General features: G+C 45.8%; 33 protein-coding genes. 27 read left to right on the forward strand and 6 right to left on the reverse strand.

Going from position 1 to position 24,766, the window contains the following annotated elements; all coding sequences use genetic code 11:
• Window positions 1-96 precede the first annotated feature (96 nt).
• Both BEP19_RS02295 and BEP19_RS02300 read left to right on the forward strand, forming a co-directional pair.
• Window positions 97-1,065: a metal ABC transporter substrate-binding protein gene (locus BEP19_RS02295; protein WP_120188224.1), complete on the forward strand. Its 969-nt coding sequence runs from the start codon at window positions 97-99 to the stop codon at window positions 1,063-1,065.
• A gap of 171 nt (window positions 1,066-1,236) precedes the next feature.
• Entirely contained in the window at window positions 1,237-1,680 is a 444-nt protein-coding gene (locus BEP19_RS02300; RefSeq protein WP_425452698.1) for a BrxA/BrxB family bacilliredoxin, read from the forward strand.
• Between the two features lie 322 nt (window positions 1,681-2,002).
• Here BEP19_RS02300 and splB read toward each other — a convergent pair whose 3' ends face one another.
• Complete coding sequence (gene splB, locus BEP19_RS02305) at window positions 2,003-3,073, reverse strand: spore photoproduct lyase (RefSeq protein ID WP_120188226.1); 1,071 nt, start codon at window positions 3,071-3,073, stop codon at window positions 2,003-2,005.
• 119 nt (window positions 3,074-3,192) lie between these two features.
• On the opposite strand from splB, the gene mntR reads away from it, so the two are divergent.
• Window positions 3,193-3,642 (forward strand): transcriptional regulator MntR, encoded by a 450-nt coding sequence (gene mntR / locus BEP19_RS02310; protein ID WP_120188227.1) that lies wholly within the window; start codon window positions 3,193-3,195, stop codon window positions 3,640-3,642.
• Between the two features lie 51 nt (window positions 3,643-3,693).
• Here mntR and BEP19_RS02315 read toward each other — a convergent pair whose 3' ends face one another.
• Window positions 3,694-4,035 carry a hypothetical protein gene (locus tag BEP19_RS02315; protein WP_120188228.1) on the reverse strand — a complete coding sequence of 114 codons (342 nt, stop codon included), beginning with the start codon at window positions 4,033-4,035 and terminating at the stop codon, window positions 3,694-3,696.
• Window positions 4,036-4,116: 81 nt separating this feature from the next.
• Entirely contained in the window at window positions 4,117-5,064 is a 948-nt protein-coding gene (locus BEP19_RS02320; protein WP_425452699.1) for a DUF1385 domain-containing protein, read from the reverse strand.
• A gap of 244 nt (window positions 5,065-5,308) precedes the next feature.
• Between BEP19_RS02320 and BEP19_RS02325 the strand changes: the two genes are divergently transcribed.
• The 4 genes from BEP19_RS02325 to efp all read left to right on the forward strand — a co-directional run bounded on the left by BEP19_RS02325 (window position 5,309) and on the right by efp (window position 8,141).
• On the forward strand, window positions 5,309-5,731 hold the full coding sequence (locus BEP19_RS02325) for a c-type cytochrome (protein WP_120188230.1): 423 nt from the start codon (window positions 5,309-5,311) through the stop codon (window positions 5,729-5,731).
• 214 nt (window positions 5,732-5,945) lie between these two features.
• Window positions 5,946-6,422 carry a YqhR family membrane protein gene (locus BEP19_RS02330; protein ID WP_170145233.1) on the forward strand — a complete coding sequence of 159 codons (477 nt, stop codon included), beginning with the start codon at window positions 5,946-5,948 and terminating at the stop codon, window positions 6,420-6,422.
• A gap of 38 nt (window positions 6,423-6,460) precedes the next feature.
• Window positions 6,461-7,561 carry a M24 family metallopeptidase gene (locus BEP19_RS02335; RefSeq protein WP_120188707.1) on the forward strand — a complete coding sequence of 367 codons (1,101 nt, stop codon included), beginning with the start codon at window positions 6,461-6,463 and terminating at the stop codon, window positions 7,559-7,561.
• A gap of 22 nt (window positions 7,562-7,583) precedes the next feature.
• Window positions 7,584-8,141, forward strand: coding sequence for an elongation factor P (efp, locus tag BEP19_RS02340; RefSeq protein WP_120188232.1), 558 nt, complete (start codon window positions 7,584-7,586; stop codon window positions 8,139-8,141).
• 87 nt (window positions 8,142-8,228) lie between these two features.
• Here efp and BEP19_RS02345 read toward each other — a convergent pair whose 3' ends face one another.
• The 3 genes from BEP19_RS02345 to comA form a co-directional block, all read right to left on the reverse strand.
• Window positions 8,229-8,684 carry a DUF441 domain-containing protein gene (locus BEP19_RS02345; protein WP_120188233.1) on the reverse strand — a complete coding sequence of 152 codons (456 nt, stop codon included), beginning with the start codon at window positions 8,682-8,684 and terminating at the stop codon, window positions 8,229-8,231.
• Window positions 8,685-8,751: 67 nt separating this feature from the next.
• Complete coding sequence (locus BEP19_RS02350; RefSeq protein WP_120188234.1) at window positions 8,752-9,471, reverse strand: 2-phosphosulfolactate phosphatase; 720 nt, start codon at window positions 9,469-9,471, stop codon at window positions 8,752-8,754.
• A gap of 13 nt (window positions 9,472-9,484) precedes the next feature.
• On the reverse strand, window positions 9,485-10,279 hold the full coding sequence (gene comA / locus BEP19_RS02355; RefSeq protein ID WP_120188235.1) for a phosphosulfolactate synthase: 795 nt from the start codon (window positions 10,277-10,279) through the stop codon (window positions 9,485-9,487).
• 166 nt (window positions 10,280-10,445) lie between these two features.
• Here comA and BEP19_RS02360 point away from each other — a divergent pair, with 166 nt between their 5' ends.
• The 20 genes from BEP19_RS02360 (at window position 10,446) to BEP19_RS02455 (ending at window position 23,910) form a co-directional block, all read left to right on the forward strand.
• Window positions 10,446-10,712, forward strand: a complete 267-nt coding sequence (locus BEP19_RS02360; RefSeq protein WP_425452717.1) for a YqhV family protein — start codon at window positions 10,446-10,448, stop codon at window positions 10,710-10,712.
• A gap of 69 nt (window positions 10,713-10,781) precedes the next feature.
• Window positions 10,782-11,387, forward strand: coding sequence for a CD1247 N-terminal domain-containing protein (locus tag BEP19_RS02365; protein WP_120188237.1), 606 nt, complete (start codon window positions 10,782-10,784; stop codon window positions 11,385-11,387).
• Window positions 11,388-11,538: 151 nt separating this feature from the next.
• Entirely contained in the window at window positions 11,539-12,498 is a 960-nt protein-coding gene (gene spoIIIAA, locus BEP19_RS02370) for a stage III sporulation protein AA (protein ID WP_120188238.1), read from the forward strand.
• Window positions 12,498-13,013 (forward strand): stage III sporulation protein SpoIIIAB, encoded by a 516-nt coding sequence (gene spoIIIAB, locus BEP19_RS02375; RefSeq protein WP_120188239.1) that lies wholly within the window; start codon window positions 12,498-12,500, stop codon window positions 13,011-13,013. The genes spoIIIAA and spoIIIAB overlap by 1 nt, the downstream gene beginning before the upstream one ends.
• Window positions 13,014-13,026: 13 nt before the next feature.
• Window positions 13,027-13,230 (forward strand): stage III sporulation protein AC, encoded by a 204-nt coding sequence (gene spoIIIAC, locus BEP19_RS02380; protein ID WP_120188240.1) that lies wholly within the window; start codon window positions 13,027-13,029, stop codon window positions 13,228-13,230.
• Between the two features lie 48 nt (window positions 13,231-13,278).
• The gene (spoIIIAD, locus tag BEP19_RS02385) at window positions 13,279-13,668 is read left to right on the forward strand and encodes a stage III sporulation protein AD (protein ID WP_120188241.1); all 390 of its coding nucleotides are present in this window, start codon (window positions 13,279-13,281) and stop codon (window positions 13,666-13,668) included.
• 14 nt (window positions 13,669-13,682) lie between these two features.
• Window positions 13,683-14,852, forward strand: coding sequence for a stage III sporulation protein AE (spoIIIAE, locus tag BEP19_RS02390; protein WP_120188242.1), 1,170 nt, complete (start codon window positions 13,683-13,685; stop codon window positions 14,850-14,852).
• 11 nt (window positions 14,853-14,863) lie between these two features.
• The gene (spoIIIAF, locus tag BEP19_RS02395) at window positions 14,864-15,547 is read left to right on the forward strand and encodes a stage III sporulation protein AF (RefSeq protein WP_120188243.1); all 684 of its coding nucleotides are present in this window, start codon (window positions 14,864-14,866) and stop codon (window positions 15,545-15,547) included.
• 3 nt (window positions 15,548-15,550) lie between these two features.
• Window positions 15,551-16,192, forward strand: a complete 642-nt coding sequence (gene spoIIIAG, locus BEP19_RS02400; protein WP_120188244.1) for a stage III sporulation protein AG — start codon at window positions 15,551-15,553, stop codon at window positions 16,190-16,192.
• A gap of 14 nt (window positions 16,193-16,206) precedes the next feature.
• Window positions 16,207-16,779, forward strand: a complete 573-nt coding sequence (locus BEP19_RS02405; RefSeq protein WP_120188245.1) for a SpoIIIAH-like family protein — start codon at window positions 16,207-16,209, stop codon at window positions 16,777-16,779.
• 161 nt (window positions 16,780-16,940) lie between these two features.
• Window positions 16,941-17,468, forward strand: coding sequence for an acetyl-CoA carboxylase biotin carboxyl carrier protein (gene accB, locus BEP19_RS02410; protein ID WP_120188246.1), 528 nt, complete (start codon window positions 16,941-16,943; stop codon window positions 17,466-17,468).
• 94 nt (window positions 17,469-17,562) lie between these two features.
• A complete protein-coding gene (locus tag BEP19_RS02415) occupies window positions 17,563-17,967 on the forward strand; it encodes an Asp23/Gls24 family envelope stress response protein (protein WP_120188247.1) in 405 nt (134 codons plus the stop codon).
• A 256-nt stretch (window positions 17,968-18,223) separates the two neighbouring features.
• The gene (amaP, locus tag BEP19_RS02420; RefSeq protein ID WP_120188248.1) at window positions 18,224-18,796 is read left to right on the forward strand and encodes an alkaline shock response membrane anchor protein AmaP; all 573 of its coding nucleotides are present in this window, start codon (window positions 18,224-18,226) and stop codon (window positions 18,794-18,796) included.
• An 11-nt stretch (window positions 18,797-18,807) separates the two neighbouring features.
• A complete protein-coding gene (locus tag BEP19_RS02425) occupies window positions 18,808-19,026 on the forward strand; it encodes a DUF2273 domain-containing protein (protein WP_120188249.1) in 219 nt (72 codons plus the stop codon).
• Between the two features lie 77 nt (window positions 19,027-19,103).
• Entirely contained in the window at window positions 19,104-19,517 is a 414-nt protein-coding gene (nusB, locus tag BEP19_RS02430; protein ID WP_120188250.1) for a transcription antitermination factor NusB, read from the forward strand.
• Window positions 19,510-20,478, forward strand: a complete 969-nt coding sequence (locus tag BEP19_RS02435; RefSeq protein WP_120188251.1) for a Kae1-like domain-containing protein — start codon at window positions 19,510-19,512, stop codon at window positions 20,476-20,478. Before nusB ends, BEP19_RS02435 begins: the two co-directional genes overlap by 8 nt.
• Before the next feature lie 87 nt (window positions 20,479-20,565).
• The gene (gene folD, locus BEP19_RS02440; RefSeq protein ID WP_120188252.1) at window positions 20,566-21,420 is read left to right on the forward strand and encodes a bifunctional methylenetetrahydrofolate dehydrogenase/methenyltetrahydrofolate cyclohydrolase FolD; all 855 of its coding nucleotides are present in this window, start codon (window positions 20,566-20,568) and stop codon (window positions 21,418-21,420) included.
• A gap of 6 nt (window positions 21,421-21,426) precedes the next feature.
• Window positions 21,427-22,782, forward strand: a complete 1,356-nt coding sequence (gene xseA, locus BEP19_RS02445; RefSeq protein WP_120188253.1) for an exodeoxyribonuclease VII large subunit — start codon at window positions 21,427-21,429, stop codon at window positions 22,780-22,782.
• Window positions 22,769-23,014: an exodeoxyribonuclease VII small subunit gene (gene xseB, locus BEP19_RS02450; RefSeq protein WP_120188254.1), complete on the forward strand. Its 246-nt coding sequence runs from the start codon at window positions 22,769-22,771 to the stop codon at window positions 23,012-23,014. The genes xseA and xseB overlap by 14 nt, the downstream gene beginning before the upstream one ends.
• Window positions 23,014-23,910, forward strand: a complete 897-nt coding sequence (locus tag BEP19_RS02455) for a polyprenyl synthetase family protein (protein ID WP_245983258.1) — start codon at window positions 23,014-23,016, stop codon at window positions 23,908-23,910. The genes xseB and BEP19_RS02455 overlap by 1 nt, the downstream gene beginning before the upstream one ends.
• Window positions 23,911-24,766: the final 856 nt, after the last annotated feature.

Here is a 24,766-nt window from a genome sequence, read left to right on the forward strand (position 1 = left end):
TTAGATAAAATAGAATGTTTCTATTTACAAAAGGGGAGCGGTAAGATATAATTTACCGCATTAAATAAGAATGATTCCGATTGGGAGGCGCTTTTAATGGAGAGAAGAAGAGTCGTGTGGTTGTTGGTGATCGGATGTTTGCTCATTGTCAGCGGATGCGGACAACAACAAAATGCAAGTCAAACTGTGGGAAAAGGGGAGCAACTTTCGATCTACACTTCTTTATTTCCTTTATATGATTTCACGAGAAAAATTGCGGGGGAACGCGCGGAAGTGAAAAATATTGTTCCGCCCGGTGTCGAGGCGCATGACTTCGAACCTAAAGCTAAAGATATGATGATGTTAAATGATGCTGATCTGCTCATTTACAATGGGGCTGGATTTGAAGGGTGGATCGAGAAAGTATCCGCTGCCCTTAACAATGACAAATTGAAACAAGTCGATGCGAGCCAGGGGATTGACCTGCTGCCCGCTGAAGGAAGTGGGGAAGAAGCGTTGGGTGAGGAGGGGCATCACGGGCATGGACAATCGGGCCCTTGGGATCCGCATGTTTGGTTGGACCCAAATCGGGCGAAACAGCAGGCAGAAACGATTCGAGACGCCCTGATTGAAGTGGATCCTGCTCATCAGACCGAATATGAACGGAATTATGAGCAACTCGCTAGGCAATTTGACGAACTTGACGCCCGCTTAGACGATTTGCGAGAGCATGTCCAACAAAAATCACTCGTTGTGTCTCACGCTTCTTTTGGCTATTTAACAGAAACATACGACTTCGAGCAGATTGCAATCGCCGGACTATCGCCAGCTAATGAGCCGACGCAACGGGAATTGCAATTGATTATTGAACAGATTGAAGCGCGCCAGGTTACCTATATTTTGTTTGAAACGCTCGTTTCGGGGAAAATCGCGGAAGTGATTAAAAAAGAGGTCGGCGCGGAAGCTCTTACTTTAAATCCACTTGAAAATGTAACGGAAAAAGAAGTGGCGGACGGCAAAGATTATTTTGCGATAATGGATGAGAACATTGATGTTTTGAAGAAGGCGCTTGATTATCGACGGTAAGGAAAAACAGCTTGTTCGGGGGGCTTTCAGCAACCTGTTTTGTGACTGATGCTGTAACCGACTATAATGGAAAGAGCGTTGCAAATGAATCAAACCGCTTCTAAGCTTTTAAAACTAGTTTGAAATCGTTAGAATAAGGTTAAATACAACCATTTAGGAGTGATGATGACGATGATGCCTTTTGATGCCTATATGAACCAATTGAAACAAATGGTCCAGCCAATGAGAGACGAATTGACGCAAGCAGGCTTTCAGGAGTTAACGACACCAGAGGAAGTCGATAATTTCTTTAAGGATACGAAAGGCGTAACAGTGATGGTGATTAACTCTGTCTGCGGATGCGCCGCTGGCATTGCCCGCCCTGCTGTGATTTATTCGGTGAAAGAAAGCGAGAAGAAACCGGACCATTTCGTAACCGTGTTTGCTGGACAAGATAAGGAAGCGACGGCGCAGGCTCGGACATACATCGATGGAATCCCGCCATCTTCCCCGTCGATCGCTCTTTTTAAAGATGGAGAGATCGTTCATTTTATTCCGCGTGAGCAAATTGAGGGTCAAACAGCTGAGAGTGTTGTAGCTAATTTGCAACAAGCGTATAACAAATATTGTGACTAAGATAAGGAATAAAAAGGAAGGGTTGTCCTGAAAGTCGGCGTTATCCGATTTTTCTAGACACCCTTTTTATTTTAGGAGAGAGGTCGATGCCGATGCCGCGCGTCCTGCTGTAGCGGGAGTTTAGGCCGTTAGAGCGTCTCGCCTTATTACATCTGTTCTGTAAGTGTCATAGGGACGCTTACACACCAATATTCGTTGTCACCCCCCGTTTTTTCGATTGCAACGGGAGTTTTGACGCTTACAACCCCTATTTTTAGAGCAGCTCATCTCCAACGGTCTTTTCTCCCTTTACAGTGGCCGAACTAGTCCTCCTCGTTGTCATCTACGTGAAGTAAGCAATCTCCGCTTGCGGGAAGTATTCATTGATGAGTCGTTTCAGGTGCTGGTGTAACTCCAGAGCTTCATCCTTTTTGTATACGTATTTACCGCGACCGTATTTTCCCCATTTGTACTGTCGCTTCGTTTCATCCATTTCTAATTTTGTCTTTGGGTAGCGCGTTAAAATTAAGTTCCTTGCCACTTTCGTAAAACGATGCTGGATCAATTCGAACGTCAAATCAGTGACGGAAGCGGGAGGTAAGGCGGCGGATAACTTCTGAAACAGTCGCTCATAACCTTCTTGCCATCCATCAAATCGATACAATGGGGCGCACAAGAAGCCGAGTGGATACCCTGCCTCCGCTACCTTCCGCGCCGCTTCAATGCGGTCTTGCAACGGGGAAGTGCCGGGTTCGAATTGGTCGACAACGTAATCCGCATTGACACTAAAACGGAAACGTGTTCGACCATTGTGTTTAGCGTCAAGTAAGGGGTCGACGTGGGCGAATTTCGTAACAAATCGAAGGTGTCCCAGTTCCTGTTGACCAAAGAATTCAATCGTCTTTTTTAGAGAGCCGCTAATGTGCTCGATCCCAACTGGATCGGACGTGCACGCCGCTTCAAATCGCGTGATTTCAGGGGCGCGCTCGTTCATATATTTGCTGGCTTGGGCAAAGATTTCATCTAGATTGACATAAATCCGAATATACGGGCGGGTCCCTACATTCGTGTTTAGGTAACAATAATGACAATGCCCCATACATCCTGTCGCTAACGGAATCGCATATTCGGCAGAAGGCTTGGAGGTTTCAAATTTTAAAGAGCGCTTGACTCCGATCACTAAAGTTCGTTTGGCATTGCGGTACCACTCGGGGGAACCTGAATCCCCTTCGATACCGCGAACTTGATTGTGAGAAGTCGTCATGCGCACGGGGGTATCGCTTTGTTGTTGATAATGTTCCCATAACTGCTTCCCTAATGGATACTCTAACGCTTGCGGTTCGAAAAAGACGACATCCGGTTTAAATAACGGAGCGTGTATTTGTCTTTTTTCTCGATCTAAAACAATACTCATTTAGGCTCACCTCCCTGTTAGTATGCGGGTTAGGCGACCTATATTTACTTGCTTTGCGGTGCCAACATAAGGTAAGATTACTGTTGGACTATATCGGCATGAAAGTGGGAGAATAAGCCATGGCTACGCCAAGTATGGAAGATTATCTGGAGAAGATCTATACATTGATTGTCGAGAAAGGTTACGCGAGAGTATCCGATATTGCTGAAGCTTTATCGGTGCACCCATCCTCCGTTACAAAAATGGTTCAAAAATTAGATCAAAATAAATACTTAATCTACGAAAAATACCGAGGATTGGTTATGACCGCGAAGGGGAAAAAGGTTGGGAAGCGGTTAGTGGATCGACACGACTTGTTAGAGGATTTCCTTGAAATTATCGGGGTGGATCCAGATCAGATATACGAAGATGTGGAAGGGATCGAACATCATTTAAGTTGGGACTCCATTACGTGTATCGAATACCTCGTTCAATACTTCACCGAAGACCCATCTCGTTTAGCGGATTTAAGACGTCTCAAAGAAATGGATGAGCAGGCGGATGAAGAGGCGCTTGAAGAAAAGAAATGAACAAAAAGACGATCAGTCGCAATGCTCGACGACTGACCGTCTTTTTGTTTTTTAATGGATATTCGTTTCGCGTTTTCTTTCCTTGTCATTGTCGTCTCGTCCTTTGTTTCCTTTGATGACCCGTAAAGAATGTTCGCGGTTTTTAAGTCTTGTTATTTTGCGTAGGTCTGAGGTAGTAAGCTTGTTCTTTCTCTTTTGCTTGCGCAAAGCTTGTTGATACCCTTGATCTGTCGGTTGACGATTGCTCATAAAGCGGTTGAATAAAAAGACAACAGCGACAGCAAGAGCGACATTGAAAAAGAACATGAGAGGGTTTGCCTTTAATGCGATGAACAGACCGATGGCCGCCAACGAAAATACAATCCCTAAGAAAAGTTTTGTCGTACTGCTCACATATCTCACCCCTTTTGTTAATAAAAGGTCGGTTGTTACTCGTTTAGGGAAATCAAAATGCTCTAGGGGGCTGTCCTTGCTCTACTTTACGAATAACAACTTACCTTGGTCAGCTTGCTGATCGAGTTCCATCATCTTTTTGAAGGAAGCAATGGCGATTTCGACTTGTTTATCGTCTGGTTGCTTCGTCGTTAACTTTTGCAGCCATAATCCGGGGTAACCGAGCAAGCGAAGCGCTGGCGTGTCTCGCAAGTGATTCGTCAATTGCAACGCCTCATAAGAAACGCCAATGACGAGTGGCAGTAACAAAATACGTTGGTATACGCGCTCCCATAATGAATCATAGTGGAAGAAAGAGTAAATAATAACTCCAACAAGTACGGTGAAAATAATAAAACTACTGCCGCAACGGTAATGAAGCGTAGAAGATTTCTGCACATTATCAACGGTTAACTCGGCGCCTGCTTCATACGTGTTAATCACTTTATGTTCCGCCCCGTGATATTGAAAAAGTCGTTTAATTAGCGGAGTTTGAGCGATTGCAGACAGGTAGATGAGCAGCAAAATGATCTTAATGCCTCCCTCGATCAAGTTTTGCAACACGTTGTGTGTTACCCATTGCTTGAACAACAAATCGGCTAACACCGCCGGAGCAATCGTAAAAATTAGCTTCCCGAAAATAAAGGAGAGGACACCGACAGCGGCAACACCAAGGATCATCGATAAACTCCAACCACTTTTCTCTTCTTTGGCGGAATCTTCTTCCCCAGGTTCTATGTCATATCGTTCCGTTGCGAAATTTAAATGTTTAGAGCCTGTTGCAGTGGCCTCAATAAGTCCGATCATCCCTCTTAAAAATGGGATCTTCTTCAATGTTTGTAAAATAGGATATTGTTTTTTTTCCTCATGAAAATATTCGATTGATTGATCCTGACGGCGAATGGCGGTCACAGTGACCTTTCTACCGCTAAACATAACCCCTTCAAGTACGGCCTGACCGCCATAGGCTATTGGCTTTTGAGTGGACAAAATGTTCCTTCCTTTCATTTGCGTGGTCTAGGCTTGCTATGCCTATCCCAATTTTTGAGAGTTTTATTTCCATTTTACAATACTTTGGGGTTGTATACTAGTGGTAGTTCATATACAATATGTATGAATCTGACAGTTTGTGATCAAAAAAAGTTATTTTTGTGGATATTTTATGTCAATCCCTATTTACACTTGAAAAATATGGGATAAAATAGGTATAATGAGGGGAAGGGGGTGAAACGAAATGAAAAAGTTATTTACTTTTGCTATTAGCTTTGCGCTCGTTGCTGTATTGGCGGCTTGCGGTGGTGGTGGCAACAATCAATCACCTCCAGAGACGCCTCCAGCTACTGAAGAAGGCGAGCCAGGAGCAGATGGTGAAGCGCCAGCTACTGAAGAAGGAACGGACGAGCAATCCTCTGAAGATGGGACGGGGACTGTTGACGTTGCCGCGGCTGAGGAGCTTTACAATAACAACTGCTTAATGTGTCATGGCAGAGACTTAACGAACGGCACTGCGCCTGAATTGGTTACGATCGGTTCCAAGTATAATAAAGATGAGATCGCTGACATTATTGTCAACGGAAAAGGAACCATGCCGAAGGGTTTGATAAAAGATCCAGCGGATGTTGAGCTTGTTGCTACTTGGTTAGCTGATCACAAATAATGCTGTACATAACCAGAATGGTGGCTATCCACTATTCTGGTTTTTTACTATTTTAGAATGGTTGTATAGATGGACATGGCTGCCTGGCTGCCAGCGCTAAAACTTGTTGTATGTTATCCGCATTAAACGAAAATACTACCTTTGAATGAGGAATAGATTCCAAAACGAAAAGGTGTTTACGCGCAGCGTGAGAGCTTACAAGGAGGTCGCGCCATTGGCAGCAAAAGCACGGATGGAACAACAATTTGAAAAGATGAAAAAGGCCCTGGTCGTCGGGGCTGTCGGCGGTCTGTTTTGGTCTCTGCTCGGTTATGCTTTTTATTCCATGAATTTTACGAAACTAGGTCCCGCCGTCGTAGTCAGCCCGTTTTTCGTTTCAAAAGCGGCGGACAAACCGCTGGCCCAATTCACTGGGATGGCTGTGATCACGGCGTTGTCAATTGGGTTTGCTCTATTATATGTCTATCTGTTTTCAAAATATTACACGCCGTGGATTGGGATTGCTTCCGGTGTTGTTTTATTCGCGCTGTTCTTCTATGCGCTAAATCCACTCTTCCAATGGACAAAGAAACCACTGCATCAAATTGGGATGAATACGTTCTCGACGACGCTCAGTTTGTTTTTATTATACGGTTTATTTGTCGGGTTTTCCTTGTCGGCTGAATTTTCAAGTAAAGAGCCAAAAATGTGAGACAGTATTCAAAACGAGAAAAATTTGATAAAATTGGCATGTTACAACAAGAAGGGCGGGAGGTGAAGGAATTGAAGCAAAGACTGTTGCAACTAAGAAGTAAAATGACGGAACAAAACATCTCAGCGATGTTGGTGACGAGTCCGTACAATCGTCGTTTTTTAAGCGGTTTTACGGGCAGCGCGGGTTATTTGTTGATCACAGAACAACACGCCCTATTGATCACCGACTTCCGCTATGAAGAACAGGCGGCTCAGCAAGCGCCCGCTTTCGAAGTGATTCGACATGACGCCGCTATTCTAGACGAGGTCGGCAAGCAGTTGACACAATTGCAAGTGAAAAATGTGGGGTTTGAGAAACAGTTTGTATCCTATGCCTTATATGAAGCTTTGGGAGAGTGTCAAGCAGAGGTTGAATGGATCGGTATTGGCGGATTAATAGAAGAACTTCGTTTGGTGAAAACGGCTGAAGAAATCGCGGTTATTAAGCAAGCTTGCCAAATTGCGGACAATACGTTCGAGCATATTTTAACGTACATAAAGCCTGGTGTCACAGAACGGGATGTTTCAATGGAATTGGAGTTTCACATGAGAAAGCAAGGAGCGACATCTTCTTCATTCGACATTATAGTCGCTTCGGGTGAACGCTCCGCATTGCCGCATGGGGTTGCCAGCGATAAAGTGATCGAGTCGGGCGATTTTGTCACCTTAGATTTTGGGGCGTATTACAATGGCTATGTTTCCGATATTACACGCACGATCGCCGTGGGCGAACCTTCTGAGAAATTAAAAGAGATTTATGGTGTCGTGTTGAAAGCGCAATTGGCTGGTGTGACGCAGATTAAAGCGGGCATGACAGCGAAGCAAGCGGATGCGCTCACAAGGGACATTATTACTGCCGCAGGCTACGGTCCGAACTTTGGTCACAGTACTGGGCATGGGATTGGACTTGAAGTGCATGAAGGTCCGCGTTTATCGTCAAGTAGCGTTGTGACGCTCCAAGCGGGCATGGTCGTTACGGTAGAGCCAGGCATTTATGTATCAAAAGTGGGCGGCGTTCGGATTGAGGATGATATTGTTATTACAGACGATGGATGCGAGATTCTGACCCAATCGCCAAAAGAACTGATTATTTTGTAGAAATGAAAGCGGGAGGAAAACAATGATTTCAGTAAATGATTTTAGAACCGGTCAAACGATTGAAGTGGATGGGCGTCTGCTGCAAGTAATTGACTTCCAGCATGTGAAGCCAGGCAAAGGAGCCGCTTTTGTGCGGGCGAAATTACGCGATCTGCGCAGCGGTTCGATTACGGAGACGACATTTCGCGGCGGTGAACGCGTTGCGCGGGCTAGAATTGAATCAAATGAGATGCAATACTTATACGCAAACGGGGATGAGCATGTCTTTATGGATACATCATCGTATGAACAGGTATCGATCCCCGCAACGCGCTTGGAGCGCGAATTACAATACTTGTTAGAAAATATGATGGTTTCAATCATGACTCATAACGGTGAAATCATTGGGGTTCAGCTGCCGAACACGGTTCAATTAAAGGTGACTGAAACAGAACCTGGCATCAAAGGGGATACAGCGTCGGGCGGCAGCAAGACAGCCACGCTGGAAACAGGTCTCGTTGTGCATGTGCCGTTATTCATTAATGTCGATGATAAACTGGTGATTGATACGCGCGATGGGGAGTATGTGTCAAGAGCGTAACCTTTCACTTAAACTAAACAAGGACTTCTACTAACATTTGTTGGCGGAAGTCCTTGTTTGTTGTCGTCCATTGCGAAAAACAGAGCGCTATCGAAAGAGGAGTTCCGAGAGCTTCACAAACATCGCTGTAATTCCCGCAGCCATCAATGGGCCGACAGGGATCCCCCTCAAAAAAATAATGCCGAAGATCGAACCGATTACGAGTCCAATAATCATTTGCGGTTCTGTCTGCAGCATGCCGAGTCCGCTTCCGTTAATGTAGGTGGCGAGGGCGCCGCCGCATAAGGCCATCCAACCGTAAGGCGTGTTGAAAAGAGGGGTAACGTCGCGCCAGCGAATGTTTCCATTGGCAAAAGGGACTAATACAGCCATCGTCAAGAACAATAGTCCCAACTCTAATCCTCTTCGTTCCACAGCGGGAAAATAGTGCTCTAAAGAAGTTAGTTTAAGAATAAGCAGCAGACTTGCGGCGGTCGCAATCACATTCGAACGGCCGATGAGCCCAATGATAATTAAGGTGACTAAGATCATTTCTCCATTCATATGTACATGACCCCTGTCCAAAGATCTCTTTTAGTACTTATGAGTGGACAAGGGGGTTTATACCAGTTTAAAACGGGTCCGCGGGGATGATGATCGCGTCTTCAACAAGCGTGGGAACAAAAGAATAAATATCTTTTTGGGCGCAATAGGCGACATCGTCTTCTTGACCCGATTGAACAAGACGTTTCCCTGCGGCGCTTGTTTTTAAGACGGCGGGTAAATGTTCGTCAACGTATCTATAAGCGGCGCTTAACGTTTTGCCTAAGTCATTGACAAAGAGATGGGGGACCTGCGCTTCGATCAATGAGACGATGTAGCCCGCGCAAAGACCATCTTCAAAAGAGAATTGTTGGCGGGACCCCGCGCACAAGATCGTCAAATCACGCTTCAATTGCATTGCTAACTGAGCGCATGCATTACTGTTTAAGAAAGATCCGATGAGCGTAGAAGCGGCCTTCCAACTTTTTTGAATCGCCCTCGTTCCATTTGTTGTAGTCAAGACGAGCGCGTTGCCTTTCAACGGAGCCTGCGTCATTTCAATCGGAGAATTTGTGAAAGGAAATCCGATCACCTTTTTTCCGTACCGCTCGCCAGCCAATAGATAGCCTTCTTGTCGAAACAGGTTAGCTTGACCAATCGTATCCACAGGTATCACTTTGGTCGCGCCATGAGCCAATGCGGTGGCGATTGTGCTGGAAGCCCGTAAAACATCGATTACGATGACTGTTTTATGTTTAATATGCTCGATCATCACCTCGTCAACTGTCGATATGACTTCAATTCTCAACCGAGTTCCCTCCCTAAATTTGCAGGAAAAAAGTGTCTGAACGCAATCCGCGGCGAAGCGACTCGACGGCGTAGATTTCTTCTGGAGCAATATTTCCTAAATGAACGTTCGGACCAAACCACTTCATTAATTCAACTTGTTGCTTCTTTTTAGGCGCTTCCCAAATGACGACTTCCCGATAGGCGCTAACCGCTTGCGCAATGTGTTCAAATTCCGATTGAATCTTCCCATCATTTTTAAAAATACCGACATTTTCTCCAGATTCGCGGCCCTCAATAATGACGTAGCTGGCCCCGGCCTCAAGATCGGATTGAATCGTTTGAACCATTGCCTCCAGTTCGACTTCAGAACCGTCTGTTTTCTTCCCATATTCTGTAATGACATCGAACGCCAATTCTTTTGCTAGTGTGATCGCTTGTAGTCGGTCTTGTTCAGGAAGTTCGATCGTTCCGTCGGAAACTTCTATTTTTTTGAACCCTAACCGTTTCATCAACTTTAAATATGCTTTTACTTTGCCTTGATAAAAAGCGACTTCAAAAAAAGTTCCGCCTGGATAGAGCCCAACTTGAAATTGCTCCGCTAACGCTATTTTTTCGTTGAGAATAGCAGCGGGATACAAAGCCGTCGTGCCAAACCCGAGTTTAATGTAGTCAATGTAGTTCGCGGCCGTTTCCAGTAAATCTTTAAATTGCCGGATGCCAAGTCCTTTGTCGATGATCATCGTCTTGCCGTTTCTCGGATTGCTCTCTCTTGCTTTCAACGGATCGGATAAAGCTATTTCGTGAAAGGAACCATTTAATTCGGTCATCGCGCTCTCCTCGCTTGTTCAATAATCTAATTTCACGGTAGTCCGACTGCAATCACTATATGCGTATTTGCCTACTTCAGGAACTTGTCTTACTTCGGGGACATGCCGCATACAAATAGAGGTAGAAAGCTATGCGGGATAAGAGGAGGAAGAGGCAATGTGGCAAGTGTTTGAGAAGGCTGTGCTGGGAATGGCCCTACTGCGAATCATGTCCGGCAGCATTGAAGTTTTTGCGGCTTTGATGATGTTGAAAGTGAATCAAGTGGAAAAAGCGATGATGATCAACGGTTCGTTGGCGTTGGTCGGTCCGCTCGTGCTCATTTTGACCACTTCAATCGGGCTTGTGGGAATTGCAGATAAAGTATCGTTTACAAAGATCATGTGGATCTTGCTTGGTGTCGCGTTTATTTTAATTGGCGTTAAAAGTCGATAGCGAGTGTAAATGGTTTTGCAATGAGACATACTAAGTTTTAGACCCTATGAAAAAGGAGGATGGCTGAAAATGGAGAAGCTGCGTGAGCGTATGTCTTATTTGCATGGTATGGCCGATGGTCTTGGAATTTCAAACCAGTCTAAAGAAGGTCGCATCGTAATAGAACTGATGCATGTCATGGAGGAAATGGTCGCTAAGCTGGATACGATGGATAACCGCATCGAAGAACAGGATGAATATCTAGAAGCTGTTGATGAAGATTTGGCGGATCTTGAAGAGTATGTTGGAGCGATCGACGAGGATTTAGACGACGTCGAAGATTTTTTGTTCTTAGAAGACGACGATGATGAGTTGATCATTGAGCTTGACGATGATGACGACGAGTTTACTGCTCGCGCCCTCAGCAGACGCCAGCGCTTGCATGGTGATTTGGCGGTCGGTGATAATATCATTGTTGTTGATGGGACCTATGATGAAATGGAAGGTTACGATGACGATGATCTGGGCTACTTTGAAATGGAGTGCCCCAATTGTCAAGAGCTGGTCAGTATCGACCAAGATGTGTTCGATGACGATATGATCGCAGAGGTGCTCTGTCCAGATTGCCATGAAGTAATCCTTGTGAACGACGATGTTCAGGAAGAAAATGAATTCGATTATTATGTCACGGACTAAAAAATGTTGCGCAAAGCAGGCGAGAAAAATTCTCGCCTGCTTTTTTGTGTTTAAAAAAATAGACAAGTTATGTTTGACAGTCATATTCAGAACAGGTCGCCCATAAGATGAAGGTAACATGGGACAAACTTTGTAGCAGGAGTGATAACAAATGGATCAGCTACTTTTATCGATGATGCCCCAAGCGTGGCGGGAGAAAATGAGGAAATTACCGATCGATGTCATCGATCAATTAGAAGAGATACGAGTTCGAAAACAACAACCGATTGAGTTTATTTACAATAATATGTCGCGGTTCTTAACAAAAGAGGCGACGCTTACAGCTCATCCTGGTAAAGGGTGGATTCCTACAATTGGCGATATGGAAAAAATGATTAATCTGATCAGTCAGCATTCCATCTATGCCTTAGAGGAAGAGTTGCGTAGAGGCTATGTCACGATCACGGGTGGTCATCGCATTGGGATTACAGGGAAAGTCGTGCTCGAAAAAGGCGAAATCAAGACGATGCGAGACATCTCAGGGTTAAATATTCGAATTGCGAAAGAGATGAAGGGTGTCTCGTTGCCTGTTCTGCCTTACTTGATCGACAAAGGTCAGTTGCTGAACACATTAATCATCTCTCCGCCGCAATGCGGTAAAACGACCTTGCTTCGCGATTTAGCGCGCGTGATCAGTTACGGAAATCTTCATTTGTCAGGCAAAAAGGTATCGATTGTCGATGAACGGTCTGAAATCGCGGCATGTGTGCGAGGGGTTCCCCAACGTGATGTTGGACCGCGCGCGGATATTCTCGATGCGTGTCCAAAGGCGGAAGGAATTATGATGTTGATTCGATCGATGTCGCCCGATGTGATTATCGCCGATGAAATCGGCAGGCCAGAAGATGTCGCCGCGATCCAGGAAGCGCTCAATGCAGGGGTGTGTATTATGACCAGTGTTCATGGGGCCAGTTTGGCTGATATTAATCGGAGACCAACGTTAAGTCGGATGATTGGACAAGGCATGTTTCAACGCTATATCATTTTAGGCCGATCCAAAGGGGTCGGGACGGTTGAAGGAATTTTCAATGATCAGTGTCTTCGTTTGCAAGAAGAGGCGAGTGTTTCCTAATGAAGTTGATTGGCGCGTGCATCTTGTTGTTTTCAGCGACCATGCTCGGGTTCCACACTGCAACACGCTATGCCAAGCGTCCGCAACAGATTCGCGAATTAGGGATTGCTTTACAACTGCTTGAAACCGAGATTTGTTATGGGGCGACCGCCTTGCCGCTCGCCTTAGATTATGTCTCGAAGCGGGCCCGCGGTGAAGTCGGGCGATTGTTTCAACAGGCTGCGCAGCGTTTGCTGGCGGAGGATGGACGCTCAACGGCTGAATGCTGGGAGCAAGCGGTCGAGCAGGTGTGGTCCAGCATGACAATGAAAAAGGCAGAAAAGGAAATTATGCTGCACCTCGGCTCTGTGCTAGGGAAGAGCGAGAAAGAAGATCAACGGAAGCACATTCGGCTTACCTTAATGAACCTCCAACAGGAAGAAATGGTCGCAAGAGACGAACAACAGAAATATGAAAAGATGTGCAGAAGCTTAGGGATATTAGGTGGCATTTTAGCCGTTATATTGATGTATTAAGGGGTGGAGGAACATGCCTTACGACGTGAATACCATATTTCAAATCGCCGGCATCGGAATCATTGTCGCGATGATTCACACCGTTTTAAAACAGGCGGGCAAAGGGGATTGGGCCGATTGGATCGCGCTCGTTGGGGTCGTGATCGTATTGTATATGGTTGCTTCGTATGTCAATGATTTATTTCAAGAGATCAAGCGCGTATTTTTATTCAAGTAGCAGCTTAGCTTAAATCAATACGAACGCGCGGATAGCGGGGGAAGGCCTATGGACATCATACAAATTGTTGGACTTGGACTGATCGCAACGATTCTTACACTTGTCATAAAAGAACAGAAGCCTATGTTCGCTTTCCTGATCGCCTTGGTCACCGGGATCGTTATTTTTTTGTTTGTGATTGGCAAGATTTCAGAGGTGATTCGAATCATTGAGAGAATCGCGATTCAGGCCAATCTGAACATGATCTATTTAGAGACGATTCTGAAAATTATCGGAATTGCTTATATTGCCGAATTTGGGGCGCAAATTACAAGGGATGCGGGACAAGGCTCAATCGCTACAAAAATTGAACTCGCGGGGAAAATTTTAATTTTGGTGATGGCTGTGCCAATCATTACGGTCATTATTGAAACCGTGATCGGATTATTCCCCTCATAAAGGAATGATACCCATTGAGACAAGTACTGCTTTTCATCTTTGCGCTACAGACGATCTGCGCTGTGTATCCCGCTTCAGCTGAGGCTGCCATTCAGGATTCGGTCGTACAGTCTCAGGTGGAACGACTGGATCTTAGCCAGGTCGAGGCGTATTGGAAAGATTTAATGAATGACTACAAAGGGTATTTGCCTGGCAGCGAACTCGAGGGGATCGGGGCGCTGATTCTGAATGAAGACGGCAAATTTTCAATAAAACAGTTGTTCGTCGGATTTATGAAATACTTTTTCCATGAGATTGTCGTCAACGGAAAGTTGTTAGGTTCAATTATTATCATCACCGTATTCGCGATGATTTTAGAAACGATGCAAAGCGCTTTCGAAAAAAATACGGTCAGTAAGACCGCTTATGCCGTTTCGTATATGGTGCTTATTATTTTGGCGATCAACAGTTTTCGAATCGCGATCGGTTATGCCCAAGACGCAATCACAAATATGGTTGGTTTTATGCTCGCCCTAATGCCACTCGTGTTGGCGATGCTGGCGGCGATGGGAAATTTGACGTCTGTGGCGATGTTTCATCCGCTTATTATCTTCATGGTCAATGTCAGCGGCACCGTCATTTCCAATGTCATCTTTCCGTTGTTGTTCTTGTCGTCCGTGTTGTCGATCGTTAGCAGCTTTTCGGAAAAATACAAAGTGACGCAATTAGCGAATTTACTGCGCAACATTAGTATGGGACTGCTAGGCGCCTTTCTTACCGTGTTCCTCGGCATCATTTCGGTGCAAGGAGCAACGAGCGCGGTTGCTGATGGGGTGACGATCCGCACTGCTAAATATGTGACTAGTAATTTTGTGCCTGTCGTCGGACGGATGTTTTCAGATGCGGCGGATACGGTGCTTGGCGCCTCATTACTCGTCAAAAACGGGGTGGGGATGGTCGGAGTGATCGTGCTCATTTTGCTTAGCGCCTTTCCTGCCTTGAAGATATTAACACTTAGCCTTGTCTATCATTTCGCATCGGCGATCATGCAACCGCTAGGCAATAGCCCCATCATCAGTTGTCTGTCGACGATCGGCAAAAACTTGGTGTTCGTGTTCGCCGCATTAGCGACCGTTTGTTTAATGTTTTTTCTCGCCATTACGATTATTATTACAGCCGCAAATATATCTGTCATGGTTCGGTAGGTGAATAGATCATGATTGAAGCGATAAGCCATTGGTTACAAGAAATCATCTTACTCGTTCTGATTGCGACGATCCTGGACATGCTGTTGCCGAGCACATCGATTCAGCGTTATGTGAAGTTTGTAATGGCTTTGCTCATTTTGCTCAGTATGATCTCGCCCGTCATTCATTGGTTTCAAAAAGATCTCTCACTGGAGAAGATTTATTTGAGAATTTTAAACTACAACGAGGATGCTGAACAGGATTGGGCCCATTTAAAACAATATAGTGAGCAGCTGATGAGGGATCACGAACAAGAAACGACTGGTTTCGTTAAAAGTCAGTTGGAATCCCTCATTACAGCGAAGGTGGAAGAGCAACATGGCATGAAAGTGGACTTCGTTAAAATCGAAATTGAACAAAAAAGTTCGGGTGAACAGTCATATCCTGTTATTTCCTCCGTACAATTAATATTGGACAAAGATATTCGGGACAAGGGCCACGGCGAAGATGAGGATCGGATCCAAATCCAACCTGTTGAGCCCGTCACGATCGATGTCGGTGGAGAAACGACGACGCCAGTCTCATCCTTGGTTGAACTTTCCGCCGCAGAGCGCAAAACGCTAGAAGACATTGCAACAGATATCGCCCAAACATGGAGTATTGATCGCAGTAAAGTGACGACGAAATTGAAAGGGAACCAAGAGGAGGGATGAGGAATGGGCAACGGATGGTTTTCCAAACTCAAGCAGAAATGGGGCAAGGGAGAGGAGGGGAAAAAACGGATTGGCGCCGTACAAAAACTGATTGTGCTTGGAGCAATCGGCGCTGCGGTGATGATCTTTTCTTCATTTCAGACCGATCGCCAACCCTGGACGGCGACGAACCAGCAACCTGAATCGCCGCCAGACGAGCAAGCGGTGTTCTCCGCCAAGTCATCGAACAAAGACGAGCCAAGCATGGCAGACTACGAGGCCCAATACGTGGGGCAATTGAAAGAAATTTTAGAGGAAGTGATTGGCGTCGGTGAGGTTTCGGTCATGGTTAACTTGGAATCGACAGAAGAGGTCATCGTGCAAAAAGACACCAACGAGCGCTCACAAGTGACAAAAGAGGTGGATAAAGAGCGGGCCACCCGCGATATTCAAGATTCATCGAAAGATGAGAAGGTTGTGTTGGTCCAAGGCTCCCAAGGCGAGCATCCGATCATCGTGAAAAAGGTCAAGCCCAAAGTGAGGGGCGTCGTAGTCGTCGCTCGCGGGGCGGAAAACATGAAAGTGAAAGCTTGGATTCATGAAGCGGTTCAAAAAGCGCTCCACGTCGAACCGCATAAAATATCTATTTTACCTAAAAAAGGATAAGGAGGGTTTCGAGAATGGTCTTAAAAAAACAAACGGTTTGGCTCTTATCAATGCTCACAATCATGGTGGTGTTATCAGCTTATTATTTGGCGCAAGGTCCTGTCGAACAAGTTCCCGTCGCTTCCGAAGTAACAGAGGATGAGGCGAAAACTAAGGCTGAAGCGGAAGTCGACAGTAAGCAAGTGATGGAACAACCTGAGCAGGTAGACGGGAATGTAGAAGTTGTTTCTGAGAAGAACGCGGACTATTTTGCGGAAGTGAAAATGAATCGCGAAGCTTGGAATTCTCAAACGTTAGAAAAATATATGGATGTATGGGCCAATTCTGACGCAAGCGCGGAAGCGATCGCCGAAGCAAAACAGAGTTATGACGTATTATTAGGGAAGCAAGACGCGGAATTAAATGTGGAAAACTTGATCAAAGCGTTGGGTTATGAAGAAGCAGTGATCGTAACCAACGAAGACCGCGTTAGTGTTGTCGTGCAAGCTGACAAGCTTGAGCGCAAGCAAGCGGTAGAGATCGTCTCATTGATTAACAAACATTTGGAAGTGCCGAGCAAAAACATTGTGGTCAGTTTCAAGCCATAATTAAAAAGAAAACTCAGTTTAAAGAGGGATTCGAGCGAAAAGCTCGACCCTCTTTTGTTGTTTTTTGATGCCAGGAATACCGTGTCATTCCAAGGAGAGTATGTTATAATGGCAAAAATAAACTTTTGGAAGAATGATACGCGCGGTGAGGAGTGTAAAGGATGCTTAAGATTCAGGATTTAAGGGAATTAATTAAACTGATCGATCAATCGAGTTTACAAGAATTCGAATTAGAAAGTGAAGGCACGAAATTAACGATTCGTAAAAACGGACTGACTTTGCAACAACAAGGAAGCGGAGATGTGACAGCATCGGTTTTCCAGAGTCCTCCAACCTCTGTTGAGTCCGTATCGGTTCCACATGCAGAGTCGCTCAGTTCATCCTCTGCTCCGCAATTGGCAGTAACGACTCCTGCGGATTCGACAGCTGACGCAACTGCAGATGATCTTTTACATAAAATTGTATCACCGATGGTTGGAACTTTTTATTCAAAGCCAGACCCAAGCGCGGATCCTTTTGTTCAAACTGGGGACACGGTCAGATCAGATTCTATCGTTTGCATAGTTGAAGCGATGAAGTTGTTCAATGAGATTGAGGCGGAAGTTTCGGGTGAGATTGTCAAGATGCTTGTCACGGACGGACAGCTTGTAGAGTATGGCCAGCCGTTGTTTTTGGTTAAGAAAGAGTAGAGAAAAACGAACGACGTAGACGGAAATTGGAAAATGGGGTATGATTGTTAAATAATGCCTCACTTGTTTATAAATCCCAGGAGGTGCTTGCTTAATGGAAATGATTGCAGACTTTGAAAAGACGGAATTAGGAAGAATCGAAATCGCTCCGGAAGTGATTGAAGTGATCACAGGACTAGCGGCAGCAGAGGTAGATGGAGTTGCCCATATGAGCGGTGGTTTTGTCGGGGATATTGCTGAACGTTTGGGTAGAAAGAACCTTGCAAAAGGGGTTAAAGTTGAGGTCGGCCAGAAAGAAGCGGCTGTCGATGTCTTTTTAATCGTTGAATATGGTTACAAGATTCCTGAGGTAGCTAGAAAAATTCAAGAAAATGTGCAAAATGCAATTGAAAACATGACAGGCCTAAAAGTAGTTGAAGTCAATGTTCATATTGTTGATGTTGAATTCAAGTCTGAGAAAAAAACAGAACCTGAGGAACAGCCTCATCGCGTACGTTAATAACCGAGATGGACTTCGGACCCCTTTCTATAGAGGGGTCTTTCGTTCTTCATGCCATTCCTCTGGCTCATACATATTAATTGAATTCAGAAGCAGTCTCCTATTTTTGTTAAGTAGGGATGAACACGCGAATTGTATTGAATTCGATAAGGGTTTTAACCCCAGCTGAATGAAATTAATGTCCAAGGCGGATGTCACATGTTTTTTGGGAAGCTGTTCGACGAGGCGTGATTGATTCGAAGGAGGAGATCTAAGTTTGAATTTATTTGATCGATTTATATTGACGCTGTACAGTCTCGCTTTGACGATTGTATCAGTTGTTGTCATGGCCGTGACCGTTCAGATTGTTCCCTACCGTCTTGTGTTAGAAAATTTGCAAGCGGTCTATAGTGTTGGAAATATTCGCTATACTTATTTTACGGTCGCCTTTATTTTTTTCCTGATTAGTCTTAAGTTTTTGTTCCAAGGGTTTCGTGTTAGAGGAAAGCGGGACAGCAAAACGGGGAAAGCAGCGATCGCTCAAAATACAGAGATAGGGCAAGTGCGTATCTCTACGAATACATTAGACAGTATCATTTTGAAAGCGACTCGGCGCGTCAGAGGGGTTCGCGAAGCGAAGAGTACGGTCACAACCGATGAAACGGGCACTACTATATTATTGCAGGTAGCGGTAGACGGAGAAACGTCGATTCCGACGATTGTGGAAGAAACGCAGAAAAATGTAAAAGAACAAGTAGAAAAGATCGTTGGTATTGAAGTGAGACAAATCGATGTAAAAATTACAGAAGTGGCCCAACAAGCGTCGACTCGGTTAAGTCGAGTGGAATAGGGGGAGTGAATATGTTCAGGCAATTGCTTACAGATCATCCTGGAAAATCCTTGGGAGCGCTCGCCGGCCTTGTGTTTAGCTTACTGTATATTTGGTTAGGATTTATCGATACCGTCGTTGTGCTTGTGTTTGTTTCAACAGGTTTTTATTTAGGAAGAAAATTCGATAATCGGGAAGATTTGACCGATGTGTTGGACCGTATTTTACCGGGAAAGTTTACGCGATTTTAAAATAGGGCGAGGAAGCCCTTTTTTCTTTTGCCAAAGTAGGAAAAGCTATATAGAAACAACAGATAGTAGGTGATCATATGTCAAGACGTGAAGCCCGCGAAAAAGCGGTTCAAGTTTTGTATCAATTGGATCTGACAGAGGTTGAAGTAGAAGCGGCGATGCAAACCGTTTTAGAGGAAGATACAACGTTTCAAGAAATCGCGTTTTTAGAGCAGTTGGTCATGGGCGTTCGCTCCCACCAGGCAAAGTTAGATCAAGCGATTCAGCGTTATTTACGGGACTGGACGTTTGAACGTTTAGCCCCTGTCGATCGGGCTGTGTTAAGAATTGCAGCGTATGAAATTTTATATTTGGCGGATGAAATTCCTGGGAAAGTCTCGTTGAATGAGGCCCTAGAACTAACGCGGTCGTTTGGAATGGAACAATCGGTCAAATATATTAACGGTGTGCTCGCTAACTTAGTGGAAGGGATTAAAGTCGGCGATGAGTAAGAGCGTGATTTTGGGCGTGGATACGAGTAATTATCGGACTTCGCTCTGCTTGCTTGACCTGGATGGAGAAGTGGTCGCCGAGCAAAAGCGACTATTGACAGTCAAACAGGGGGAACGGGGCTTGCAACAATCGGAAGCCGTGTTTCAACATACGCAACGTTTACCCGGATTGGCGGAGCAAATGGAATGGGATGGCTACAAGTTAACCGCTGTTGCCGTTAGTGTGAAACCGCGTCCTGTGGCGGATTCGTATATGCCAGTGTTTAAGGTCGGCGAAAGTTGGGCGCGGGGCATTGCCGCGTTTGCGCGGGTTCCCCTGATCGAGACGAGTCATCAAGAGATGCATATTGCGGCGGGCGAGTACTCAGTTAGCGAACGCCCCGAAAATGACGTTTTTTTAGCGTTTCACTTATCCGGCGGGACGAGTGAATTGCTCGCCTGTGAAAGGACTGAAGAAGGGTATCGCATCGAAAAACTCGGCGGTACCTTGGATCTGCACGCGGGGCAATTGGTTGATCGGGTTGGCGTTGCTCTCGGTCTGCCTTTTCCCGCGGGTCCTTATCTGGAGCAACTCGCGAACAAGCCTCACAACGATGAATTTCAAGTTCCGACGACGATGAAAGGATACGATTTTCACTTATCGGGGGCGGAGACGCAACTGCTTCGTCATATTGAACAACAGCGTTTTTCAAAAGCGGCGATCGCCCGAGCGACCGAACGTTGTGTGGCGAGAAGTTTGGAAAAAACGATTCGCTATGCGGTCGAACAAGGTCACCCCAAAGAAGTGTTAATCGTCGGCGGTGTGGCCGCCAATCGCTATATCAAGGATCGATTGCAAGAACGATTAGAGCACCGCGCAGTTGGGTGCCGTCTCTATTTTGCGGAGCCTGAATATTCAGGAGACAATGCGTTCGGCGTCGCTTATATCGGTTTGAATAGATGGAGGAAAACAAATGCGTAACAGGCTGAAAGCGCGATATATGTTGATAACCTTTACAATTTTCCCATCAACCACTAAACTTAGAAAAAAGATGAGGAGGATGGGACGATGATTATTGATGGAAAACAAGTAGCGCAAGATATACGCAATGAATTGAAACAGGAAGTAAGCGAGTTAAATGAAAAAGGGTTGAAACCGGGATTGACCGTTATTTTAGTCGGCGAGGATCCAGCTTCCCAATCGTACGTCAAAGGGAAAGAAAGAGGCTGCGAGGAAGTTGGTATTGTTTCGAATGTGATTCGAAAGCCAGCGACGACAACAGAAGAAGAAGTATTAGGGCTTGTTCAACAATTGAATGAGGATCCTGCCGTACACGGGATTTTAGTGCAATTGCCATTGCCTAACCACATCTCTGAAGACCTTGTAATTCAAGCAATTGATCCGGACAAAGATGTTGACGGTTTTCACCCGATTAACGTCGGTAGAATGATGATCGGACAACCGTGCTTTTTACCGTGCACGCCACATGGGGTCATTGAAATGATCAAACGGACAGGAACAGAAATTTCAGGAAAACATGCGGTTGTGATTGGACGCAGCAATATCGTTGGAAAGCCGGTTTCGATGTTGTTGTTGCAAGAAAACGCAACGGTTTCTATTTGTCATTCGCGCACGGCGGATTTAGCGGCGATCACCCGTCAAGCGGATATTCTTGTCGTTGGCGTTGGGGCTGCTCATATGATCGGAGCCGAGCATGTGAAACCTGGGGCGATTGTGATCGACGTTGGCGTGAACCGAATTGAAACAGGCAAGTTGGTTGGAGACGTTCGTTTTGATGAAGTGAAAGAGATTGCGAGCCACATCACACCTGTTCCAGGCGGCGTTGGACCGATGACGATTACGATGCTGTTGAAAAACACAGTGGAAGCTTGCAAAAATCAAGCCGTGACACAAGAGGCGTAGGAAGTTTTGGACAAGCGCATCTTTTCCGTCGGCGACATTAACCGCTATTTAAAACACACATTAGAAACGGATGACCAATTGCAAAATGTATGGGTAAGGGCGGAAATCTCCAATTTTACGCATCACAGCCGCGGTCACATGTATTTTACGTTGAAAGATGAGGACGGCGTTTTAAAAGCGGTGATGTTTGCCGGTTCAAATCGGTACCTCAAGTTTATTCCGAAGAACGGAACGAAAGTGTTGGCGCGAGGCAATATTACGGTTTATGAACAGGGCGGTCAATATCAACTGATTGCCAGAGAAATGCAACCGGACGGGATTGGTAGCTTGTATTTAGCGTTTGAGCAATTGAAGAAAAAGCTGGAAGAGGAAGGGTTGTTTAAGCAAGACATCAAAAAACAGCTCCCCGTCTATCCAAAAGCGATCGGGGTCATTACGAGCCCGACGGGGGCGGCGATTCGCGACATCATTACGACGTTGCGCAGAAGGTATCCGCTCGTTCGAATTATTTTGCTGCCTGTGCTTGTGCAAGGCGATCAGGCGCCACAGTCGATCAGCGACGCCATTGAATTGATGAATCGTTCCGAATTCATCGATGTGTTGATCGTTGGCCGCGGCGGAGGTTCAATAGAGGAATTGTGGGCGTTTAATACGGAGCTTGTCGCCCGCAGTATTTTTGAATCAGACATTCCCGTCATTTCGGCGGTCGGTCACGAGACAGATTATACGATCGCCGATTTCGCGGCGGATATGCGGGCGGCCACACCGACTGCGGCCGCGGAATTAGCGGTGCCTCATATTGCTGAATTAAGGCAAAAGCTAAATTGGTTGGAAGAGAAGCTGCAAAAACAGTTTCTAGGCCAGGTTGTTCAACTTCAAGAAAGATGGGACCGAGCGCATCGAACGTTGTTGGCCCGACACCCGCGTAAACAAGTTGAAACCGCGAATCAGACGTTAGATCGAACGATCAGTCGACTGCAAATGACGATGCAGCGGTTTGTAAGTGATCATCAGATGCGGCGACAAAACCTCACTCAACGGCTCGCGTTTCAAAATCCCCGAAAGCAACTTCAATCGTATCGAGAGCGCCTTGAACGTACCCAATCCACTTTAACAAAAATAGGAAAAACAACAACGGAACCCGCTCGAAATCGATGGTTATACGCGATGACCAAGTTGGATGGGCTGAGTCCTTTAAAAATTATGGGGCGTGGGTATTCGCTCGTATACAAAGATAAGCAATTGGTCAAGTCGATTGACCAGCTTGACCCTGGAGATGGCCTGAAGGTAGAATTGATGGATGGCGCAATAGATTGCTCGGTTTGGGCGATAGAGGAGAGGGAGAACGATGGAAAAAAGTGATTTGCTTGCCTTAACTTTTGAGGAAGCGATCAAACGACTAGAAGATGTCGTTGATACGCTTGAATCAGGGGAAGTTCCATTAGAAAAAGCGATTGATTTATTTCAAGACGGTATGCTTCTCTCCCAAGTTTGCAATCAGAAATTAGAGATAGTGGAACAGAAGATCGAAACCCTTTTAGAAGGAAATGACGGTCTAGAAGTGAAGTCTATCGAGCTTGAGGAGGAACGTTAGTGAAGGAATCATTTCAGCTGCAAGACTATTTAACAGAGAAAAAACAACGCCTTGAGCGGGCATTACCTGACTACTTACCGACGTCGGGCGTCCCCCCATTATTGAAAGAGTCGATGGAGTACTCGCTGCATGCGGGTGGAAAACGGATCCGTCCGATCCTCATTTTTGCGACGTTAGAGTCGTTTGGCAAAGACCCGATGATCGGCATGCCTGTTGCTTGCGCCGTTGAAATGATTCATACGTACTCATTGATACACGATGATTTACCAGCGATGGACGATGACGATTTTCGTCGGGGAAAACCGACTAATCATAAGCAATACGGGGAAGCCACTGCGTTGTTGGCGGGGGATGGACTGTTGACTGAAGCGTTTCGAACTGTTTGCGGTTTGGATCAGCTTGGCGTTGAGTCGAAAACGATTTTAAAAGTTGTCCGTGAACTATCGCGTTACGCGGGCCCGCAGGGGATGGTCGGGGGACAAATGGCCGATTTATTAGGCGAAGGCAAACAACTGCAACTCGCAGAGCTTCAATATATTCATCAACATAAAACAGCTGATTTACTTATCTTTTGCATTCGAGCAGGGGCTCATTTGAGCGGAGCGAATAAAGAGCAACTGGAATTGCTTACGACATTTGGCCGCAACATCGGACTTGCTTTTCAAATTCAAGACGATCTGTTGGATATTTTCGGCGAAGAATCGAAGTTGGGTAAACCGGTTGGCAGCGACGAAGCGAGCGACAAATCTACCTATCCGGCTTTGCTCGGTTTAGAGGAAACCAACCGACAATTAGATCAGCTGATCGCCGAAGCAAAATCGGCCTTAAATCAAACCGGGATTAACGTTGAAATCTTACATGCGTTAGCCGATTTTATCGTCCAGCGGGATCGTTAAGGAATAGGGATTCTGTCTGGATTGGGGTTGGCGTTGTTTACCGCTTCAATCTTAGCGGAAATGAATTGAGCGTTGTTTTAAGATGTGATATACTTATCTTTCGCTGAGGAGTGGCGCAGTATTCTAGTCGGTCTACTTTCTCTGAAGGCGGGGCTAAAAATCCGCTAAAGGGCACATCGATGAAGTCCCTGGTGCAGGCTTATGACGCCCAGTCAGGGGTCTGTGCTGGGGGTTAAGGTTTCGGGGCGATCCACAATGGCATGTGGGCGTTGACCCTGATTCCGTGGAGGCCCAAGTGCGTAGTAAAGCGTTGCGCGCGTTTATGCTATGGCTTGGGGTATGAACCTGGATGTCGGCTCATGCGCGAGTCGACGCACAGCGTAGCCTGCCTTGCGTGGTGTCGGGAGGGAGTATGGGATTCAGTGCGCTCGGGTCTTGGCCAGACCCAGCGTTCCAGTGCCGTATGAAACCTGCACTGCAAAAGAGGCTAGGGGACTGTTCAAGGCTGTTGAGGAAATCTCCTAGACTGTTCGCTTTGCGCGTAGTTTTGCAGGGATTAAAGTGTGGACTAAGTGGTAATCCAGTCCAATACATGGTGACAGTATTGATGTCTGAATAAGGGGAAACCGCCTGAACGGCGACGTTTAGGTTCGGGCATGGGAAAACCTACTGGACCTAAGCCACAGTGTTTACTTGCAAAATGGCCACTCCTCGTTTACAGCATGATGATAAGCAAATCAGCATGAAATAGGAAGCGGATCTGAATTTCAGATCTGCTTCTTTGTTGTTTTTGGGGGATGTTGCCGTCGATGAACGCCCGCGTTTGGTCAAAATTGATCTGTGCGGGTCTTCATGC

It is taken from the genome of Ammoniphilus oxalaticus (genome assembly GCF_003609605.1).
GTDB lineage: Bacteria > Bacillota > Bacilli > Aneurinibacillales > RAOX-1 > Ammoniphilus > Ammoniphilus oxalaticus.